Here is a 16,305-nt window from a genome sequence, read left to right on the forward strand (position 1 = left end):
ATCGCATGAACTAAGAAGTTAATGGCTAAAGAATGAATACACAACAACTGGCAAAACTGCGTTCCATAGTGCCCGAAATGCGTCGCGTTCGGCACATTCACTTTGTCGGCATCGGTGGTGCTGGTATGGGCGGTATTGCCGAAGTTTTGGCCAACGAAGGTTATCAGATCAGCGGCTCTGACCTGGCGCCGAATCCGGTGACTCAGCAGTTGACGAATCTGGGCGCCACGATTTTCTTCAACCATCGCCCGGAAAACGTGCGTGATGCGAGCGTGGTGGTGGTATCCAGCGCCATTTCTGCGGATAACCCGGAAATTGTTGCGGCGCATGAAGCACGTATTCCGGTGATCCGTCGTGCTGAAATGTTGGCTGAATTAATGCGTTTTCGTCACGGTATCGCCATTGCCGGGACGCACGGTAAAACCACGACCACAGCGATGGTCTCCAGTATCTACGCGGAAGCGGGGCTGGATCCGACGTTTGTCAACGGCGGTCTGGTGAAGGCTGCAGGCGTCCATGCGCGTCTGGGTCATAGCCGTTATTTAATTGCGGAGGCAGATGAGAGCGATGCGTCGTTCCTACATTTGCAGCCGATGGTGGCGATTGTTACCAATATCGAAGCCGATCATATGGATACCTACCATGGCGACTTCGAAAATTTAAAGCAGACGTTTATTAATTTCCTGCATAACTTACCGTTTTATGGTCGTGCGGTGATGTGCGTTGACGATCCGGTGATCCGCGAGTTGTTGCCGCGGGTCGGTCGTCAAACCACAACCTATGGTTTCAGCGATGATGCTGATGTGCGCGTTGAAGATTACCAGCAGATTGGTCCACAAGGGCACTTCACGCTGCTGCGTCAGGGGATGGCCGATTTACGTGTGACATTGAACGCACCGGGCCGCCACAATGCGCTGAACGCGGCGGCGGCGGTGGCAGTTGCAACAGAAGAAGGCATTGAAGACGACGCAATTCTGCGCGCGCTGGAAAGTTTCCAGGGCACCGGACGCCGTTTTGACTTCCTCGGCGAATTTCCGCTTGAGCCGGTAAACGGTAAAACCGGGACGGCGATGCTGGTTGATGATTATGGCCATCACCCAACGGAAGTGGATGCCACGATTAAAGCTGCACGCGCGGGCTGGCCGGACAAAAATCTGGTAATGCTGTTCCAGCCGCACCGCTTTACGCGTACACGCGATCTGTATGACGACTTTGCCAACGTGCTGACTCAGGTCGATGCGCTGTTGATGCTGGATGTATACGCCGCGGGTGAAGCCGCGATTCCGGGGGCCGACAGCCGCTCGCTGTGCCGTACGATCCGTGGTCGCGGTAAGATCGACCCGATTCTGGTATCCGATCCGGCTCAGGTGGCAGACATGCTGGCGCCGGTATTAACCGGCAATGATCTGATTTTGGTGCAGGGCGCTGGAAATATCGGCAAAATCGCGCGTTCCTTAGCTGAAATCAAACTGAAGCCGCAAAACCCGGAGGAAGAACAACATGGCTGATAAAATCGCGGTCCTGTTAGGAGGAACCTCCGCAGAGCGTGAAGTTTCGCTGAATTCCGGCGCGGCCGTACTGGCAGGGTTACGCGAAGGTGGTGTCGATGCCCATCCGGTTGACCCTAAAGATATTGATGTCACTCTTCTGAAATCTATGGGTTTTCAGAAGGTGTTTATTGCGCTGCACGGTCGTGGCGGGGAAGATGGCACGTTGCAGGGCATGCTGGAGCAAATTGGCCTGCCATATACCGGCAGCGGCGTCATGGCGTCCGCAATTTCGATGGACAAACTGCGCAGCAAGCTGCTGTGGCAGGGCGCAGGTTTACCCGTCGCGCCCTGGGTTGCATTGACCCGCTCTGAGTTCGAAAAAGGTCTTAGCGATGAAGCGGTTACAAAAATCTCTGCGTTAGGTTTGCCGCTGATTGTGAAGCCAAGCCGTGAAGGCTCCAGCGTAGGGATGTCAAAAGTTGAAGAAGAAAATGCTTTGCAGGGTGCATTAGCATTGGCTTTTCAGCATGATGAAGAAGTACTGATCGAAAAATGGCTCAGTGGCCCGGAATTTACAGTTGCGATACTTGGTGAAGAAATTTTACCGTCAATACGTATCCAACCCGCGGGAACCTTCTATGATTATGAGGCGAAGTATCTCTCTGATGAGACACAATATTTCTGCCCTGCAGGTCTGGAAGCTGAACAAGAGGCCCGTTTGCAGGAATTAGTCCTGAAAGCATGGACCGCATTGGGCTGTAAAGGTTGGGGGCGCATTGACGTCATGCTGGACAGCGATGGCCAGTTTTATCTGCTGGAAGCGAATACCTCTCCGGGTATGACCAGCCACAGCCTGGTGCCGATGGCGGCACGTCAGGCTGGCCTGAGCTTCTCGCAGTTGGTGGTAAGAATTCTGGAGTTGGCGGACTGATATGTCGCAGGCTGCGCTGAACACGCGAAACGGTGATGAAGAAGAAGTAAACTCCTCACGCCGCAATAATGGAACGCGTCTTGCAGGAATACTGTTCCTGCTGACAGTGCTGTGCACCGTGTTTGTCAGCGGCTGGGTAGTGTTGGGGTGGATGGAAGATGCGCAGCGGTTGCCATTGTCAAAGCTGGTGTTAACCGGCGAACGGCATTACACGCGCAATGACGATATTCGTCAGTCCATTCTGGCTCTGGGCGCTCCGGGAACCTTTATGACTCAGGATGTGAACATCATTCAGAGTCAAATTGAACGTCTCCCCTGGATTAAACAGGCGAGCGTCAGAAAGCAATGGCCCGATGAATTGAAGATTCATCTGGTTGAATATGTGCCCATTGCGCGTTGGAATGACCAGCATATGGTGGATGCCGAAGGCAATACGTTCAGCGTCCCAACCGGTCGGGCCAATAAGCAGGTATTACCTATGTTGTACGGACCGGAAGGCAGCGCAAGTGAAGTGTTGCAAGGGTTCCGTGATATGGGGCAGGTGCTGGCTAAGGATAGATTCACCCTGAAGGAAGCGGCGATGACCGCTCGTCGTTCCTGGCAGTTGACGCTGAATAACGATATTAAGCTCAATCTGGGCAGGGGCGATACGATAAAACGTTTGGCTCGCTTTGTGGAACTCTACCCGGTTTTACAGCAGCAGGCGCAAACCGATGGCAAACGGATTAGCTACGTTGATTTGCGTTATGACTCAGGAGCGGCAGTAGGCTGGGTTCCCTTGCCTCCTGAGGAATCTAATCAGCAACAGAATCAGGCACAGGCAGAACAACAATGATCAAGGCGACGGACAGAAAACTGGTAGTTGGACTGGAGATTGGCACCGCGAAGGTAGCCGCTTTAGTAGGGGAAGTTCTGCCCGACGGTATGGTCAATATCATTGGCGTGGGCAGTTGCCCATCGCGAGGTATGGATAAAGGCGGGGTGAATGACCTTGAGTCAGTGGTGAAGTGCGTACAGCGCGCCATTGACCAGGCTGAACTGATGGCAGATTGCCAGATTTCCTCGGTGTATCTGGCACTTTCCGGTAAACATATTAGCTGTCAAAATGAAATTGGTATGGTGCCCATTTCCGAAGAGGAAGTGACGCAGGAAGATGTGGAAAACGTGGTACATACGGCAAAATCCGTACGCGTTCGCGACGAACATCGTGTTCTGCACGTTATTCCGCAGGAATACGCCATTGACTACCAGGAAGGCATTAAAAATCCGGTAGGTCTTTCCGGCGTACGTATGCAGGCAAAAGTCCACCTTATTACCTGCCACAACGACATGGCGAAGAACATTGTCAAAGCTGTTGAACGTTGTGGTCTGAAAGTTGACCAACTGATTTTTGCCGGGTTGGCAGCCAGTTATTCCGTGTTGACGGAAGATGAACGTGAGCTGGGTGTCTGCGTGGTGGATATTGGTGGTGGTACAATGGACATCGCCGTTTATACTGGCGGGGCGTTGCGCCACACTAAAGTTATCCCTTATGCAGGGAATGTAGTGACCAGTGATATCGCGTATGCCTTTGGTACGCCGCCGAGCGATGCTGAAGCCATTAAAGTGCGCCATGGCTGTGCGCTGGGGTCCATCGTGGGTAAAGACGAAAGCGTTGAAGTGCCAAGCGTAGGTGGTCGTCCACCGCGCAGCCTGCAACGTCAGACCCTGGCAGAAGTCATTGAGCCGCGTTATACCGAGCTGCTCAACCTGGTCAACGAAGAAATTTTGCAATTACAAGAACAGCTTCGCCAGCAGGGTGTGAAACATCATCTGGCGGCGGGGATTGTGTTAACCGGTGGTGCTGCGCAAATTGAAGGTCTGGCGGCCTGCGCACAGCGCGTGTTCCATACGCAAGTACGTATTGGCGCGCCGCTGAATATCACTGGTCTGACGGATTATGCTCAGGAGCCGTATTATTCAACGGCAGTGGGGCTGCTTCACTACGGAAAAGAATCCCATTTGAGTGGTGAGGCTGAAGTAGAAAAACGCGTAACGGCATCAGTTGGCTCGTGGATTAAACGACTCAATAGCTGGCTGCGAAAAGAGTTTTAATTTTTAAAGAGACCATCGCACATTAACGGTCTCAGGCGACAGGCACAACGGAGAGAGAAACTATGTTTGAACCTATGGAACTTACCAATGACGCGGTGATTAAAGTCATCGGCGTCGGCGGCGGTGGCGGTAATGCCGTTGAACACATGGTGCGTGAGCGCATCGAAGGTGTTGAATTCTTCGCGGTGAATACCGACGCTCAGGCGTTGCGTAAAACGGCGGTTGGACAGACCATTCAGATTGGTAGCGGCATCACCAAAGGTCTGGGCGCGGGTGCGAACCCGGAAGTCGGCCGTAATGCGGCAGACGAAGATCGTGAAGCTCTGCGTGCAGCGCTTGACGGGGCAGACATGGTGTTTATCGCAGCAGGCATGGGCGGCGGTACCGGTACCGGTGCAGCGCCAGTGGTTGCTGAAGTAGCAAAAGATTTAGGTATTCTGACCGTTGCTGTCGTGACTAAGCCTTTCAACTTTGAAGGCAAGAAGCGTATGGCATTCGCGGAGCAGGGTATCACCGAGCTGTCCAAACATGTGGACTCTCTAATTACTATTCCGAATGACAAACTGCTGAAAGTACTGGGTCGCGGTATCTCCCTGCTGGATGCGTTTGGCGCAGCGAACGACGTACTGAAAGGCGCAGTTCAGGGTATTGCTGAACTGATTACTCGTCCGGGCCTGATGAACGTCGACTTTGCAGACGTGCGCACCGTGATGTCCGAAATGGGCTACGCGATGATGGGTTCTGGCGTGGCGAGCGGTGAAGACCGTGCAGAAGAAGCGGCTGAAATGGCTATCTCTTCTCCGCTGCTGGAAGACATCGATCTGTCCGGCGCACGCGGCGTGCTGGTCAACATTACTGCGGGCTTCGACCTGCGTCTGGATGAGTTCGAAACCGTGGGTAACACCATCCGTGCCTTTGCATCGGATAACGCGACCGTGGTAATCGGTACCTCTCTGGACCCGGATATGAACGACGAACTGCGTGTGACCGTTGTTGCGACTGGAATTGGTATGGACAAGCGTCCTGAAATCACTCTGGTAACCAACAAGCAGGTACAGCAGCCGGTAATGGATCGTTACCAGCAACACGGCATGGCGCCGTTGACGCAAGAACAGAAGCCGGTAGCGAAAGTGGTTAACGACAATACGCCGCAAACCACTAAAGAGCCGGATTATCTGGATATCCCTGCATTCCTGCGTAAGCAAGCTGATTAAGAATTAGCTGGAATTTGGGAATCTGCGCTCTTTGTGCTAAACTGGCCCGCCGAATGTATAGTACACTTCGGTTGGATAGTTAATTTGGCGAGATTATACGATGATCAAACAAAGGACACTTAAACGTATCGTTCAGGCGACTGGCGTCGGTTTACATACCGGCAAAAAAGTCACGCTGACGCTACGCCCTGCGCCGGCCAACACCGGGGTCATCTATCGTCGCACCGACTTGAATCCTCCGGTAGATTTCCCGGCCGATGCCAAATCTGTGCGTGATACCATGCTCTGTACGTGTCTGGTCAATGAGCATGATGTGCGGATTTCAACCGTAGAGCACCTGAATGCTGCTCTGGCGGGCTTAGGTATCGATAACATTGTTATTGAAGTTAACGCCCCGGAAATCCCGATCATGGATGGTAGTGCTGCTCCATTCGTATACCTGCTGCTTGATGCGGGTATTGAAGAACTGAACAGCGCTAAGAAATTTGTTCGCATCAAAGAGACCGTTCGTGTCGAAGATGGCGATAAGTGGGCTGAATTCAAACCGTTTAATGGTTTCTCGTTGGATTTTACCATCGACTTTAACCATCCAGCGATTGATGCCAGCACGCAGCGCTACGCGATGAACTTCTCTGCAGATGCGTTCATGCGCCAGATCAGCCGTGCGCGTACTTTCGGCTTCATGCGTGATATCGAATATCTGCAGTCCCGTGGCCTGGCCTTGGGCGGCAGCTTCGATTGTGCCATCGTTGTTGACGATTATCGCGTATTGAACGAAGACGGTCTGCGTTTTGAAGACGAATTCGTTCGTCACAAAATGCTCGACGCGATTGGTGACTTGTTCATGTGTGGTCACAACATTATTGGTGCATTCACCGCGTATAAATCCGGTCATGCATTGAATAACAAACTGTTGCAGGCGGTCCTGGCAAAACAGGAAGCCTGGGAATATGTGACCTTCCAGGACGATGCAGAACTGCCTCTGGCGTTCAAAGCACCTTCGACCGTACTGGCATAACGACATACGCTGTCGTATAAATTCGACTGGTAAATCTGGCACTCTCTCCGGCCAGGTGAACCAGTCGTTTTTTTATGTACTCATTAACGCAGCCTTTTCCAACGCAAATATTTCCCTGCCACTAGGTTAAAATAGTGTGCGATCGCTGCTTTCTTGAGCATATTTACCCATGGCCGGTTGTCATTACTGCTGTGGAGCGTACGCTTTAATGATAAGATTCGTGCGCAAAAAAAATGTTTTGCATTCGTAACCCCAAACGCAGGGTATATCAGGTGGCAAAAACGTGAGTGGAATACTGACGCGTTGGCGACAGTTAGGCAGACGGTACTTCTGGCCGCATCTCCTGTTGGGGATGGTCGCGGCGAGTTTTGGCCTGCCCGCGCTCGGTAATGCTGCTGAACCCAATACCCCCGCGAAGGCGACTGCCAGCAATCACGATCAATCCGCTAAAGTTAACTTTAGCCAGCTTGCTTTGCTGGAAGCGACTAATCGCCGCCCAAATTTTACCGTCGATTACTGGCATCAACATGCCATTCGTACGGTTATCCGCCATCTTTCTTTTGCCATGGCGCCTCAGGCGTTGCCTGTTGCCGAAGAGCCGTTGCCAATCCAGGCGCACCATCTTGCGTTACTGAATACGCTCAGCGCGATGCTGACGCAAGAAGGCACTCCGCCCGCGACAGTAAGTCGCGTGACATACGCCCACTTTACTTCTCAGGCCGCGTTTAGCGTTCCGGTCTGGATCAGCCAGCTGCAGGGTATCCGCGCTGGTCCTCAACGCCTCAGCTAAAAAAGAACCTTCCAACTTATAATTTTTGACTCCGCATCGCGGGGCGTTTGAGATTTTATTATGCTAATCAAATTATTAACCAAAGTATTCGGTAGCCGTAATGAGCGTACGCTGCGTCGTATGCGTAAAGTGGTCAATGTCATCAACGCAATGGAACCGGAGATGGAAAAACTCTCCGATGATGAACTGAAAGCGAAGACCGCTGAATTCCGCGCCCGTCTGGAAAAAGGTGCCAGCGTTGAGAGCCTGATCCCGGAAGCGTTCGCAGTGGTGCGTGAAGCGAGTAAACGCGTGTTCGGTATGCGCCACTTCGATGTTCAGCTGTTGGGTGGTATGGTGCTTAACGATCGCTGCATCGCGGAAATGCGTACTGGTGAAGGTAAAACCCTGACCGCGACGCTGCCAGCCTACCTGAACGCATTAAGCGGGAAGGGCGTGCACGTGGTTACCGTGAACGACTACCTGGCTCAGCGTGATGCCGAAAATAACCGCCCGCTGTTTGAATTCCTCGGCATGACCGTTGGTATCAACATGTCTGGCCTGCCAGCGCCAGCCAAGCGTGAAGCCTACAACGCCGATATTACTTACGGTACCAACAATGAATACGGCTTTGACTACCTGCGCGACAACATGGCGTTTAGTCCGGAAGAGCGTGTTCAACGTAAACTGCACTATGCGCTGGTCGATGAAGTTGACTCCATCCTGATCGATGAAGCGCGTACGCCGCTGATCATTTCCGGCCCGGCTGAAGACAGCTCGGAAATGTATAAAAAAGTGAACAAAATCATCCCACACCTGATCCGTCAGGAGAAGGAAGATTCCGACACGTTCCAGGGGGAAGGCCACTTCTCTGTTGATGAGAAAGCGCGCCAGGTTAACCTGACCGAACGTGGTCTGGTACTGATTGAAGAGTTGTTGGTTAACGAAGGCATTATGGATGAGGGCGAGTCTCTGTACTCTCCAGGCAACATTATGCTGATGCACCACGTGACTGCCGCACTGCGTGCGCACGTGCTGTTTACCCGCGATGTTGACTACATCGTGAAAGACGGCGAAGTTATCATCGTTGATGAACACACCGGCCGTACCATGCAGGGGCGTCGCTGGTCTGATGGTCTGCACCAGGCTGTTGAAGCTAAAGAAGGCGTAGAGATCCAGAACGAGAACCAGACGCTGGCATCTATTACCTTCCAGAACTACTTCCGTTTGTACGAAAAACTGGCCGGTATGACCGGTACAGCAGATACCGAAGCCTTTGAATTTAGCTCCATCTACAAGCTGGATACCGTAGTTGTACCAACTAACCGTCCGATGATCCGTAAGGATTTACCGGATCTGGTGTACATGACCGAAGCGGAAAAAATTCAGGCGATCATTGAAGATATTAAAGAGCGTACCGCAAATGGCCAGCCGGTGCTGGTGGGTACTATCTCCATTGAAAAATCTGAAGTGGTCTCTAACGAGCTGACCAAGGCAGGCATCAAACATAACGTTCTGAACGCCAAGTTCCATGCCAGCGAAGCGGATATCGTCGCACAGGCGGGTTACCCGTCTGCCGTGACAATCGCTACTAACATGGCGGGTCGTGGTACCGATATCGTGCTGGGCGGTAGCTGGCAGGCAGAAGTTGCCGAGCTGGAAAACCCAACTCCGGAACAAATCGCGCAGATCAAAGCCGAGTGGCAGGTTCGCCACGACGCGGTGTTAGCTGCTGGTGGTTTGCATATTATCGGTACTGAGCGTCACGAATCTCGTCGTATCGATAACCAGCTGCGTGGTCGTTCGGGTCGTCAGGGGGATGCGGGTTCTTCTCGTTTCTATTTGTCGATGGAAGATGCGCTGATGCGTATTTTTGCCTCTGACCGCGTGTCCGGCATGATGCGTAAACTGGGTATGAAGCCTGGTGAAGCCATTGAACACCCATGGGTGACCAAAGCAATTGCTAACGCGCAGCGTAAAGTGGAAAGCCGTAACTTCGATATTCGTAAGCAGTTGCTGGAATATGATGATGTTGCCAACGACCAGCGTCGTGCTATCTACACCCAGCGTAACGAACTGCTGGACGTAACTGATGTTAGCGAAACCATTAACAGCATTCGCGAAGACGTCTTCAAAGCGACGATTGATGCCTATATTCCGCCGCAGTCTCTGGAAGAAATGTGGGATATTCCGGGTCTGCAGGAGCGCCTGAAAAACGACTTCGATCTGGATATGCCGATTTCAGAGTGGCTGGATAAAGAACCTGAGCTGCACGAAGAAACGCTGCGCGAACGTATTCTGGCAAACGCAGTAGAAGTTTATCAGCGCAAAGAAGAAGTTGTGGGCGCGGAGATGATGCGTCACTTCGAAAAAGGCGTGATGCTGCAAACGCTCGACTCTTTATGGAAAGAGCACCTGGCGGCGATGGATTACCTGCGTCAGGGTATTCACCTGCGTGGTTACGCGCAAAAAGATCCGAAGCAGGAATACAAGCGTGAATCCTTCTCTATGTTTGCATCAATGCTGGAATCACTGAAGTACGAAGTGATCAGCACTCTGAGCAAAGTTCAGGTGCGTATGCCTGAAGAAGTGGAAGCGATGGAGCAGCAGCGTCGCGAAGAAGCTGAGCGTTTAGCGCAGATGCAGCAGTTGAGCCATAAAGGTGATGATTCTGCTGCGGCAGAAGAGCTGGCGGCACAAACCGGCGATCGTAAAGTGGGTCGTAACGATCCGTGTCCTTGCGGTTCCGGCAAGAAATACAAACAGTGTCATGGCCGTCTGAGCTAAGAAAATAACTTATTGAAAAGGCGCAGACTTCTGCGCCTTTTTTATGGACGATGAAAATGAAAATATTGCAGATCGCCGTCGGGATTATTCGTAATCAGCACAATGAAATTTTTATCACCCAGCGTGCGGCTGATGCCCACATGGCCAATAAGCTGGAGTTCCCCGGCGGGAAAATTGAAGCGGGCGAAACGCCGGAGCAGGCGCTGATTCGCGAACTACAGGAAGAAGTAGGGATCACGCCGACTAAAAGTTCATTGTTCGAAAAGTTGGAGTATCAGTTTCCGGACAGGCATATCACTCTGTGGTTCTGGCTGGTTGAAAGTTGGGAAGGCGAGCCGTGGGGAAAAGAGGGGCAACCGGCGCAGTGGATTGCGCAATATGCTCTGAATGCGGAAGATTTCCCGCCGGCGAATGCACCGGTCATTGAAAAGCTGATTACTGGATAATGGTGTTCGTAGGCCGGATAAGGCAACACCGCCATCCGGCAAATTATGGCGGGGGTGCTACGCTTGCCCGCCCTACGTATTAGCACAATTACTTCTGCTCCTCACTCCAGTCGTCGCTTTCCGACAGATCGCCTGAGCTTGGGATGCGTTTCTCTTCTGCAGCCCACTCTCCCAGATCGATTAACTGGCAGCGCTTGCTGCAGAATGGGCGAAACGGACTGACTTCAGCCCATACTACAGGTTTGCCACAGGTTGGGCAGTTGACGATGGTTTGTTCAGACATGTTGACTCCTTAACAGCACGCCAGTTCAAAATCGAGGCGCTCAGGCACCTGACCATTCTCGCTATCCAGCGGCATAAAGCGGATGGCAAAACGGCTCTTATGACCAGAAATTTGCGGATAAAGCTGCGAATCTAGCGGCAGCTGCAAGCGCAGCAGATCTGCATCTTCGCCGTTGTCCTGATAAAAACCATTCAGGCTGGTTTGCTTACGAAACGGCGCTGAGTTGCGAATTAAATCCAGCACCAGCGACAGCGCTTGATTGAGCGGATTCAGGCTGGCAAGCCAGGTTTCAACCTGCGCGTCACGATACGATTGCGCCAGGTGTAACCAGATATGCAGAGTCGGCAGATCGAAACTGCAGCACCCGCCAGGAATACTTAAACGTTGACGTACGAGACCAATCAGACGATCTTCGCGCAGCGTCTGTCCAATACGCGGGGCAGAAATCAGAATGCTGCCTGCACTTTTTAACTGCTGGCGCAAAGAGTCGATTCTGCTTTGATCGACGCCGGGAACTTCGACCCAGGCCTGGAGTTTACGCTGCTGTCGCTCCAGTTCTTTGAGGAGTTCGGTACGGACTTCGCCGCGTTCAAATACATCCAGTAAATCTCCGATATTGCGGAAAAAATGCAGAGCGCCGGCATGGTCAGCAATGGGTAAATTAACGGAGAGCTGTTGGATTAAAAACTCAATGCGTAGCCATGTACGCATCTTCTCATTGAGAGGGTGTTCAAAAAGGACCTGGGTGTGCATTACGGTTTTTCCTGTGAGACAAACTGCGACGCGCATTGCAAATAGAGCGCGTGCAGGCGGGCGACATCCGAGGCGATGGCTTCCGGTGCGCCATTATTATCAATAACATCGTCTGCCACGGCCAGCCGCGCTTCACGCGTTGCCTGGGCAGCAAGAATTTGTTCAACATGCTCACGTGTGACGTCATCACGCTGCATGGTGCGTCTGAGCTGGGTTTCGGGCGTGACATCCACCACGAGTACGCGGTCGGCTTTTTTATACAGCGAATTTTCCACCAGCAAAGGGACAACCCATAACAGGTAAGGTGAGGTCGCTTGCTGAAACTGGCGCTGCGTTTCCTGCTGAATAAGCGGATGGAGCAGGGCATTCAGCCAGCTTTTCTCCTCTGGGGCGGAAAAAATGCGTTCGCGTAAAATGCGCCGCTGCAACGATCCGTCTGCGGCGATAACCTCGGAACCAAAATGTTCTTCGATCGCCTTAAGAGCAAGTGTGCCGGGTTCAACCACCTGGCGCGCAATAATATCTGCATCAATGATGTTTATTCCGAGGTCAGCGAACGCATTTGCAACGGTGCTTTTACCACTGCCAATGCCGCCGGTTAAGGCTACCGTATACCTCATAGATGCCGATCCTGGAGTTTAAGTTTGATTATCAAACAGTTAAAAGTTAAGCGTGCGAAGGCGAGGCTGTTGCAGGATTAACCTACTATTCGCCAGGTAAATTTATGGGATTGTAGCGTAAAAAAAGAGAATTTCGCAGTCTTGCGCGGCATTGATTAGTGCGTATGATAGCGTCACTGGAGTTGTGAGTTTCGATTTTTCGCCATTAACCCCAGGAATCCGCACATGCGTATCGAAGAAGATCTGAAGTTAGGTTTCAAAGACGTTCTTATCCGCCCTAAGCGTTCTACTCTCAAAAGCCGTTCCGATGTTGAGCTGGAACGTCAATTTACCTTTAAGCATTCAGGTCAGACCTGGTCCGGTGTACCTATTATTGCCGCGAACATGGACACTGTCGGGACGTTTGCCATGGCAACGGCGCTGGCATCCTTCGACATCCTGACCGCTGTGCACAAACACTATTCTGTTGAAGACTGGGCCGCCTTCATCGCAGAGACTTCTGCCGATGTACTCAAACACGTAATGGTTTCAACCGGCACGTCTGACGCAGACTTCGAAAAAACCAAACAGATTCTGGCGCTCAACCCAGCGCTGAATTTTATCTGCATTGATGTGGCAAATGGCTACTCAGAGCATTTTGTTCAGTTTGTGTCGAAAGCGCGTGAAGCATGGCCGACAAAAACGATTTGTGCGGGCAATGTGGTAACCGGTGAAATGTGTGAAGAGCTGGTGCTCTCCGGTGCTGATATTGTCAAAGTAGGTATTGGCCCGGGTTCTGTATGTACCACGCGTGTAAAAACCGGCGTTGGCTATCCGCAGCTTTCTGCGGTTATTGAATGTGCCGATGCAGCCCACGGTCTGGGCGGAATGATTGTCAGCGACGGCGGTTGCACAATGCCGGGTGACGTTGCAAAAGCGTTTGGCGGCGGCGCAGACTTCGTTATGCTCGGCGGTATGTTGGCCGGTCACGAAGAAAGCGGCGGCAAAATTGTTGAAGAAAACGGTGAGAAATTCATGCTGTTCTACGGTATGAGCTCAGAATCTGCTATGACCCGCCATGTTGGTGGTGTTGCTCAGTATCGTGCCGCTGAAGGTAAAACCGTTAAGCTGCCTCTGCGCGGCCCGGTTGATAATACCGCTCGCGATATTCTCGGCGGTTTGCGTTCTGCTTGCACCTATGTAGGCGCATCCCGTCTGAAAGAGCTGACCAAACGTACAACGTTTATTCGTGTACAGGAACAAGAGAACCGCGTATTCAATAGCCTGTAAAACAGGTCGTTCTGTGAAATGCCGGATGGCGTTACGTCGCCATCCGGCATTTGAATTTATCCCACTCCGCTCATCGCATCTCCCAAATGGAAAATCGGTAAATACATCGCGACAACCAGCGTACCGATGATAAGCCCCGTAATGACCAGCAACGCAGGCTCAAGTAATGCAGCCAAATTCTCAGCCTGAGCCAGGGTTTTCTCGCCATGGTGATGCGCGAGATTGCGCAGCATTGCATCCAGCGAGCCGGAAGCTTCACCAGTTCGGACCAGCTGTATGCACAATGGGCTGAATTCACCGCTATTTTTAAGCGCTAACCAGACCGGCTTTCCGGTGCTAATGTCGTGCTGAACCAGCGCTAAACGTTGCGACCAGAAAGGGTTAGCCAGCGTTTCGGTAACGCTCTCAAGACCCTGCAAAAAGGGAATGCCCGCATTTTGCGTTAACGCCAGAACGGTGAAGATCTGCGTGAGCTTTTGCCCTCTCACCATCGGCCCTATGACCGGGAGGCTGAGCAGCAATTTCTGGCGCAGAACGAGCCAGTACGGTTTCTGATTTATCAAATGATGTGCCGCAACCGCTACCAGGCCAAGTGCTACCGCCAGCCATCCCCATTGGCTGCTATAGTGTGCGATGGTAATAATCCACTGAGTGAGGGCCGGTAGCGGGGTGTTGAATGTCTGGTAGATGGCGGCAAACTCAGGGAGTACAAACTGCAACATCGCAAATACGACCAACACCGCCATTGTGATGATGATAATTGGATAGCGCAGAGCTTTTTTAACTTTATCAGCAAGTTGCTGTTGTTTCTTTTGCTGGTAGGCGAGTTCAAAACAGCAGTCGTCCAGCTTACCCGTAAGCTCTCCGGTGCGGATCATTGCCTGGTAAAGGGGCGGAAAAACGTGTTGCCATTGTGATAGCGAGGTGGAGAGGGTAATGCCCTGTTCCATATCGTAAGCCAGCGTACGCAGTAGCGCCTGCCATTGACTGCTGGGATGCTGTTCAGCAAGCAGAGCTAGCCCTGTTGAGAGCGTTAACCCTGCTTTTAGCAATGTCGCCAACTGGTGTATGGTTTCGGCACTTCTTGTACGGCTCCAGTGCGAGGTTTTGACGCGCATACGCTTAATGCGTAGCGGCGTAATCTGTTGTTTCTCAAGAGCCAGCATTAATGACGGTCGGGTATCGGCCCATAGTGTACCTTCCAGCGATTTACCTTTGTTGTTAATGCCTTGCCAGCGCCAAAGCTGTTTAGCGGACATGAGGCATGCCCAGTACACGAATCAGCTCTTCAAATGTCGTTAATCCTTGCTCGACGGCCTGACAGCCATTCTCGAAAAGCGTTCTCCCTGATAGCTGAGCATCAGGTTCCACTCCGTCTACGGGGGCGTCACTGGCAATACTCTGACGTAATGCCGGAGTAACAGGGAGTACTTCAAACAATGCCGTACGGCCATAAAATCCGTGATAACAATGTTTGCAGCCAGGGGCCTGCCAATTCGGTAGTGGTGTAGGCCAGACAGCTTTCGGGAGTGTGATAGGCGTACTCTGACGTTGTCGGCAATGGGGGCACAACTTTCTGACCAATCGCTGTGCAATGACGAGCGTCAGCGCGGAGGCGATCATCCAGCGTGCGACCCCCATTTGTTGCAGACGCACCAGCGTTTCACTGGTGGAATTGGTATGCAGCGTAGAAAGAACCAGATGACCGGTTTGTGCGGCTTTAAGGGCTATTTCTGCTGTTTCTCCATCGCGGATTTCACCCACCATGATAATGTCGGGATCCTGACGCAACAGAGCACGTAAGACTCCCTGAAAAGTCAAACCGGCGCGTGGGTGAATTTGCGTCTGGTTGATGCCTGCGATCGGGATCTCTACCGGATCTTCCACGCTACAGAGATTAACATCTGGCGTGTTTCGGGTTTGCAGCGCACTGTACAGTGTGACCGTTTTACCGCTTCCGGTAGGCCCGGTAACCAGAATCAGCCCCTGAGGCTGCTGCAAGGCTTGCGAAAATGCGGCCAGCTGCGCGTCTTGCATTCCCAGTGCGGCGATCTCCAGTGACTGCTCGACCTGATGAAGTAGCCGCAACACGACTTTTTCGCCGTAGCGACAGGGCAGGGTGGCGATGCGAAACGAGATGGGTTCTCCTGAAATCTCAACGGTAAATTGTCCGTCTTGTGGAAGCCGATGCTCGGCAATATCCAGACTGCCTAATACTTTTAACCTTGCGGTGATGGCAATGCCCATCTCGGTCGTGACTTCCGGTAAAGCGTGGAGTACTCCATCCACACGTAATCTGATCCGATAGTAATTTTCCGCTGGCTCAAAATGAATATCAGAAGCCCGTTGCTCCAGAGCGGAATGAAACGTCTGGTTCAGCAAGTCTGCTGCGCTGGCGCTGCTTTTCGTGACTACTGCCGGGAGCATTTTCTGCGGTGTATGCGTGTGGCCTTCCATTTGCTGACGTGTCCAGCAGACAATGTCGATGCGCCGGGTGGTGGCAAAATGCAGTGCATCCAGCAGTTCGTGTGATGGGGCGTCTACGACGGCGATATGCACCACTTCATTGTCTGCATCCAGTAATATTCCCTGATAACGTTGGCATAGCGCTGTAAGCTGGGTGGTATTCAT

15 protein-coding genes are annotated in these 16,305 nt (G+C 52.2%); 10 read left to right on the plus strand and 5 right to left on the minus strand.

Annotated features, from left to right (window positions below; all coding sequences use genetic code 11):
* Positions 1–32: 32 nt before the first annotated feature.
* The 9 genes from murC to mutT all read left to right on the plus strand — a co-directional run bounded on the left by murC (position 33) and on the right by mutT (position 10,749).
* On the plus strand, positions 33–1,508 hold the full coding sequence (gene murC / locus OGV71_RS04720) for a UDP-N-acetylmuramate--L-alanine ligase (protein ID WP_048236139.1): 1,476 nt from the start codon (positions 33–35) through the stop codon (positions 1,506–1,508).
* A complete protein-coding gene (locus OGV71_RS04725) occupies positions 1,501–2,421 on the plus strand; it encodes a D-alanine--D-alanine ligase (protein ID WP_003018760.1) in 921 nt (306 codons plus the stop codon). Before murC ends, OGV71_RS04725 begins: the two co-directional genes overlap by 8 nt.
* 1 nt (position 2,422) lies before the next feature.
* A complete protein-coding gene (ftsQ, locus tag OGV71_RS04730) occupies positions 2,423–3,256 on the plus strand; it encodes a cell division protein FtsQ (protein ID WP_003018758.1) in 834 nt (277 codons plus the stop codon).
* Positions 3,253–4,515, plus strand: coding sequence for a cell division protein FtsA (ftsA, locus tag OGV71_RS04735; protein WP_003018755.1), 1,263 nt, complete (start codon positions 3,253–3,255; stop codon positions 4,513–4,515). The genes ftsQ and ftsA overlap by 4 nt, the downstream gene beginning before the upstream one ends.
* A gap of 62 nt (positions 4,516–4,577) precedes the next feature.
* On the plus strand, positions 4,578–5,729 hold the full coding sequence (ftsZ, locus tag OGV71_RS04740; protein WP_003018753.1) for a cell division protein FtsZ: 1,152 nt from the start codon (positions 4,578–4,580) through the stop codon (positions 5,727–5,729).
* Positions 5,730–5,829: 100 nt separating this feature from the next.
* Positions 5,830–6,747 carry a UDP-3-O-acyl-N-acetylglucosamine deacetylase gene (lpxC, locus tag OGV71_RS04745; RefSeq protein WP_003018750.1) on the plus strand — a complete coding sequence of 306 codons (918 nt, stop codon included), beginning with the start codon at positions 5,830–5,832 and terminating at the stop codon, positions 6,745–6,747.
* Between the two features lie 283 nt (positions 6,748–7,030).
* Positions 7,031–7,537 (plus strand): secA translation cis-regulator SecM, encoded by a 507-nt coding sequence (gene secM / locus OGV71_RS04750; protein WP_003018748.1) that lies wholly within the window; start codon positions 7,031–7,033, stop codon positions 7,535–7,537.
* Between the two features lie 60 nt (positions 7,538–7,597).
* Complete coding sequence (secA, locus tag OGV71_RS04755; RefSeq protein WP_003018746.1) at positions 7,598–10,303, plus strand: preprotein translocase subunit SecA; 2,706 nt, start codon at positions 7,598–7,600, stop codon at positions 10,301–10,303.
* Positions 10,304–10,359: 56 nt separating this feature from the next.
* A complete protein-coding gene (gene mutT / locus OGV71_RS04760) occupies positions 10,360–10,749 on the plus strand; it encodes an 8-oxo-dGTP diphosphatase MutT (protein WP_032950785.1) in 390 nt (129 codons plus the stop codon).
* Positions 10,750–10,837: 88 nt separating this feature from the next.
* Here the strand turns inward: mutT and yacG are convergent, their stop codons facing one another.
* The 3 genes from yacG to coaE are packed head-to-tail and all read right to left on the minus strand — an operon-like array spanning position 10,838 to position 12,405.
* A complete protein-coding gene (gene yacG / locus OGV71_RS04765) occupies positions 10,838–11,032 on the minus strand; it encodes a DNA gyrase inhibitor YacG (protein WP_003018740.1) in 195 nt (64 codons plus the stop codon).
* A gap of 9 nt (positions 11,033–11,041) precedes the next feature.
* A complete protein-coding gene (gene zapD / locus OGV71_RS04770; protein WP_003837445.1) occupies positions 11,042–11,785 on the minus strand; it encodes a cell division protein ZapD in 744 nt (247 codons plus the stop codon).
* Entirely contained in the window at positions 11,785–12,405 is a 621-nt protein-coding gene (coaE, locus tag OGV71_RS04775; protein ID WP_016149556.1) for a dephospho-CoA kinase, read from the minus strand. Before coaE ends, zapD begins: the two co-directional genes overlap by 1 nt.
* A gap of 225 nt (positions 12,406–12,630) precedes the next feature.
* Here coaE and OGV71_RS04780 point away from each other — a divergent pair, with 225 nt between their 5' ends.
* Positions 12,631–13,674, plus strand: coding sequence for a GMP reductase (locus tag OGV71_RS04780; protein ID WP_003018732.1), 1,044 nt, complete (start codon positions 12,631–12,633; stop codon positions 13,672–13,674).
* A gap of 56 nt (positions 13,675–13,730) precedes the next feature.
* Here OGV71_RS04780 and hofC read toward each other — a convergent pair whose 3' ends face one another.
* Positions 13,731–14,933 carry a protein transport protein HofC gene (hofC, locus tag OGV71_RS04785; RefSeq protein ID WP_204584106.1) on the minus strand — a complete coding sequence of 401 codons (1,203 nt, stop codon included), beginning with the start codon at positions 14,931–14,933 and terminating at the stop codon, positions 13,731–13,733.
* The gene (gspE, locus tag OGV71_RS04790) at positions 14,923–16,305 is read right to left on the minus strand and encodes a type II secretion system protein GspE (protein ID WP_204584104.1); all 1,383 of its coding nucleotides are present in this window, start codon (positions 16,303–16,305) and stop codon (positions 14,923–14,925) included. Before gspE ends, hofC begins: the two co-directional genes overlap by 11 nt.

The sequence above is a fragment of the Citrobacter sp. Cf088 genome (assembly GCF_030334295.1).
Lineage (GTDB): Bacteria > Pseudomonadota > Gammaproteobacteria > Enterobacterales > Enterobacteriaceae > Citrobacter > Citrobacter freundii.